General features: G+C 57.4%; 3 protein-coding genes. All 3 read right to left on the bottom strand.

The window, feature by feature from the left end:
• The coding region (locus E5W70_RS32040) for a chromate transporter (protein ID WP_292665323.1) at positions 1 to 407 on the bottom strand (407 nt) is incomplete at its 3' end.
• On the bottom strand, positions 400 to 1,386 hold the full coding sequence (locus E5W70_RS32035) for a phospholipase D-like domain-containing protein (protein WP_292665322.1): 987 nt from the start codon (positions 1,384 to 1,386) through the stop codon (positions 400 to 402). The genes E5W70_RS32035 and E5W70_RS32040, both read right to left, overlap by 8 nt.
• Positions 1,387 to 1,917: 531 nt before the next feature.
• Positions 1,918 to 2,157: hypothetical protein (locus tag E5W70_RS32030; RefSeq protein WP_292665321.1), on the bottom strand; the 240-nt coding region annotated here is incomplete at its 5' end.

The raw sequence follows: 2,157 nt of genomic DNA, 5'->3' as shown, positions 1-2,157 counted from the left end.
GTCTTGAATGCCATAGCAAAAGTCATCGCCACCGCGGCGGGCGTCATGCCATGGAGAACGTCCTTCATCGCCGGTACGTGGCTGTATGTGAAGTAGCACCAACCCATTGCGAGTACGACGACCATGGGGACAAAAACCAATCCAATGCAGGACGCGACGGCCCCGAGAACTCCACCAAATTTTATGCCAACGAAGACGGCCAGATTGATTTGATTTGCACCCGGCAGAATGCGGCAGATCGTGAGCGCGCTGAGGAATTCCTCGTCGGTCATCCATTTTCGCTCGACGACCACAACTTCCCGCGACCACGCGGAGAGCCCGCCGCCAAAGCTCGCGAGGGCGATCTTGTTGAATGTAAGAGCGAGTTCGAGCAGTCCCGGTTGCACGCCTACCGGTTCGTCATTCATGACCAAGTTCCGGGTCGTGCGGAAAGTCGTCCTCCAAATGATGGAACGCACTCAGCGGCAAAGGAGGTTCGTACTTGCCGGAGAGCAGCCAATCAGACTGGAAAACCCTGGAAAGTCCGTCAACGATCTGGCGATCGGCAACAATCACGCCGAGCTCGCGACGAAGGTCGAAGGCGCTGCGGTCGATATTCATCGAGCCCACCAGCGCATGTTTGCCATCGACCAGAATAAGTTTGGCGTGCAGTCTGAGATTCTTCTGCTTGTGCACTTTTACGTCAAGATATTGCAGAAGGCGCAGCGACGAGAATGTATCGAGAATGTCCCAATCGCTGATGCCATGTTTGCCCCCGCATAGAACGCGAACGTGCACTCCGCGCTTTGCGGCAGCCGCGATACGCTCCGTGACCGTCGCGTCAACGAACTTTGGATGCTGCACATCGAGGGTATCTTTCGCAGAGTCGATGAAGTCCGACATGAGCTGCCTGGCGTTGCTGTTGCTCCACAGCAGCCTTGTGTCCGCCGCGGGATACCAGGCTTTCTGTTCCCAGTCGGCGTGAAATCCTTCGACGATCTGCGCGACTTGTATTGGCTCGTGTACGATCACACCATAATCGCGGGTCTGCGTAAAATACTTGTCGCAAAGGTTGAAGGTGGCGATCAACGCCAGTTCCTCGTCGACAACGATGGATTTCTCGTGGGTCACCGCGAAGCGGGGATTCGCCCAGCGAATGTGCACGCCTGAAGCCTCGAAGAGTGCGAAAGCCTCGTCGTTCGCGCGACTGCCCGACGAGCGCTGCGGATTTAACATCACGCGCACGTCGACGCCGTCCTTTGCGCGAGCAATCGCCGCCTGCTGAATGGCGGGGTCGGTAAAGCTGAATTGTTTGATGTAAAGCGACCGGGTCGCGCCGTTGATAAGCCCTATAACGGGTGCGTTGCCATCATCCGGCTGGACAATGAGACCGTTGGTTTTTGGCATGAGGATACCACCGAATTTGTTGCATCAATAATGCTTGTAAGCAGGTTTGCCATTCAGGAAGGGTGGCCTGAGTTACTCAACTGTCACGCCAGTTTTCAGGTCAACGCAGTCACATCTATGATCGCGCCGCCAAATCGATTGTGAGCGATTCGATGTTAATAAATTGGCTGACGATAATTTGATCAAGCCGAATCCCAATGTCTTCACCTCTAGGCACAGGGAATAGATGTTTTCGAGCAGTCAAATGCAACGCTGATCATCTAAGCACGCTGTGCCGATCCTCGATCCGCGCCGTATACGCAACCGACGCAGGGCCTTCTACGCCGCTTGCTGGGCCGCCCATCCGGCCACCGAACTGTAGATTGGGCAAATATAGGAGCGAGCCGACGGCGACAAAGAGGTCTACCGCCTGATGGCTGGTATCCGTTCAATCGGCCCTGATAACCGACGTTCTGCTCTCGTGAAGAGTTTCGGGCGCCGGCAGGCGTACGAAAGTCCCCGAGGAAGGAACCCGCGGGCCACAGGCGATGGCTATGGGGATTTCGATCTGCGGCTGATGTCGGCGATGGCGCGACCGCCGCCGGGAAGCGGCGGGTTTGAAGCGGCCGGACCGCTTCGCCTTTCAGCCACGCGGTATCGTGGGCTCGTCGCGCGGCCGGACGCGGCCCGTTCGGCGTCGATGGTCACCATAGAGACGGGTGGGTCCGTTGCCGGAGGCTGGGTGCCTGCGGCTGAAGGCTGGATCATGCCATGCGGGGTCATGGACAGTTC

This window comes from Mesorhizobium sp., from assembly GCF_005063415.1.
Lineage (GTDB): Bacteria > Pseudomonadota > Alphaproteobacteria > Rhizobiales > Rhizobiaceae > Mesorhizobium.
This window is presented reverse-complemented; position numbering and strand designations above follow the sequence as displayed.

Coding starts and splice junctions, on each gene's coding strand:
- E5W70_RS32035 (WP_292665322.1), bottom strand. CDS start 1,386: ATGCCAAAAACCAACGGTCTCATTGTCCAGCCGGATGATGGCAACGCA.